General features: G+C 36.6%; 1 protein-coding gene and 1 pseudogene. Both read left to right on the plus strand.

Going from position 1 to position 2,586, the window contains the following annotated elements; all coding sequences use genetic code 11:
* A partial coding sequence (locus tag OC698_RS02875) for a reverse transcriptase/maturase family protein (RefSeq protein ID WP_304513193.1) occupies positions 1-1,464 on the plus strand: 1,464 nt, incomplete at its 5' end.
* 828 nt (positions 1,465-2,292) lie between these two features.
* Positions 2,293-2,586: pseudogene (locus OC698_RS03240) on the plus strand (group II intron reverse transcriptase/maturase); the annotation flags it as partial.

Below are 2,586 nucleotides of genomic sequence, written 5' to 3' on the forward strand. Positions count from 1 at the left end.
AAAAGAATTCTTATTCCTAGCGATAATAAAAGAACTAGACCCTTGGGGCTACCTACTATCAAGGACCGGCTAATACAAAAATGCCTCGAACAACTCTTAACTCCCTATTTTGAAAATATTTTTTCAGAATGGAGCTTGGGATTTAGAACCAAAAAATCTTGCCATGACGCTGCAAAACGCGTTAAACAAAGATTTCAAGGAATTGACTACATTATCAAAATCGACTTAAGAGGCTACTTTGATACCATCAATCATGGAATTCTTATGAGAACCCTAAATCAGTTCATCAGAAAGAATAAAGTCCTCTCAACTATTAACAAATGGTTGAAAGCCGGCTTCATGAAAAACGGAATCAAATACGAATCCTTATCCGGTTCTCCTCAAGGAGGGATTATCTCTCCCTTACTGGTGAATGTATATTTGCACTACATCGATCTAAAGATGGAAGAACTGATTAAAGAAGGAAAGCCAATTAAGAAAGGCAACCCGGAATATGTGAGAGCATGGTCTAAAAACCGACATCATAAACTAGGGACTGATAGATGGATAAATCTAAATCCAAAACCTAGAGTTGAATACATCCGTTACGCTGATGATTTTATCATTGGGGTTAAAGGTGAGTATGACAAAGTCGAAGAAATTAAGAACCAAGTGGTCCAATGGCTAGAACAAGACTTGAAACTTACCATTAGTAAGGACAAATCAAAAATTGTGAAAGCCAACAAAAGGACAAGGTTTTTATCCTACATGATAAAGGTAAATCCCACCAATAAAACTCGTACAAGGAAATCTACAAAGAATTCCTTAAACGGTAAAGTTCAAATCCAAATTCCCCAAGCGAAAGTCAAGGAATACGGACACAAATACAATTGGTTAAAGAAAGGGAAGGTGAAACACGACATAACATTAGCGGATCGAGACGAATTAGAAATAATTCGGACCTATAAAACAATTATTAGAGGAATTATCCAATACTTTTGTTTAGCTAATAATCTCAGTGTTTTAACCTATCTAAACTATCTAGCTGAAGATAGCTGTTTGAAAACACTGGCAAGAAAATGGAAAACATCGATTGCCAGGGTACGAAAGAAACTCAATAGAGGTTCAACTTGGGGTATCTCCTATATTAACAAAGGGAAGACTCAATACGAACCATGGGACGTTTACTCTTGGGATAAAATTAAAAAAATGCGTAACTATAAGGGGAATCCGGACATTACCATTAATAGATATATATTTCAAGGCCGTACACACCTAACCGACCGTTTGAAAGCGGAATGTTGTGAGAACTGCAATAAAACAACCCAACTTCAAATTCATTACATTGGGACAGTTCGCAACGCGAACCACCAAAGTATCATGAATAAAAGTACCAAGGTATTGTGTAAAGACTGTCATCTAAAAGTGACAAATCAACAAATACATGATATTAAAAGAATAAGGACGATAAGAATAAATAGCTAATCAACTGCGAGGAGAAATTAGTTCTTGAGAGAGAGTAAATTATGGAAAGCCGGATGCTTGGAAACTTGCTTGTCCGGTTTGGACGGGGGCTGATTGTAAATAAAACAGCAAATACAAATCGCTGCGTAAAACGCAATTAATCTATCCGTATTTAAAACAAGTTGAAAATATTTTAAAACATGCCCGTGATATTTTAAAAGCTTCTATCCAAGATGGAGCTACCACTACTAATACTTTTGAAGGGGCGCCAAAGAGGCCTAAATTTCATGCTATCTAACCAATAGCCAGAGCCGATAAACTCTGAAAGGAGATGGTCGGTTTGATAAACGAAAGAATGTCAAATTACAGCAGACCATAAAAGCGGGTTGCGACGAAAGCAAATTAGTCAAGAAGACCTCGCCACCCAATAATTCGATGGACAAGCCTGCAATGGCCTAAGAAGGAAAATTGATGTAATAGTATAACCTGTTCGGAAGTTGCTGAAACGGACAGTCCAGAGTCTACTAGTATAAGCTTCAAGTATTGAGTAGTTTATCATATGAAACCTGGAATCAGCCTCTTAAGAGGGTACTTCACCTAAGGAATTAAGGTAGAAATTTAGCGTAACTTGGAGAATCCTAAAACTAAGTAATTAAATTTACTAATCCGGGGGTAAAAGTCTGGATGGTCAAGGATAAAGCATCTTTTTAGTAGTCGTAAGGGTAAACCTAAATTTGGAATAATTTAGTTAATCGGCTTACCGAGAAGAGAGTTAATGACTCTTATAGGGCGAAAGAAGAAAGTAATTTACTATTTATTCAATGGTATCGAGAAAGGGGTTGATAAATGATGTCAACAACGGTTTCACTAGAAACTAAACTTTCGCGAACATTGGATAAAATTCAATATCGTTCATCAAATGGTCACTCTTTAAAAAGAGAATTACAGCAGGGAATGAATAACTTTTACAACACGTTGAAGAATCACCACTAACAAAGGAGCGGGAACGCCAGGTGTTGATAATGAAACCATTGATGGGATTAATCTAGAAAGGCTAGAAAGATACCATCAGGAATACGTCAATAATGGTTATAACCCCGAACCAGTTAAAAGAATTCTCATTCCTAGCGATAATAAAAGAAC

Source organism: Candidatus Phytoplasma gossypii (genome assembly GCF_030586975.1).
Classification (GTDB): Bacteria; Bacillota_I; Bacilli_A; order Acholeplasmatales; family Acholeplasmataceae; genus Phytoplasma; species Phytoplasma citri.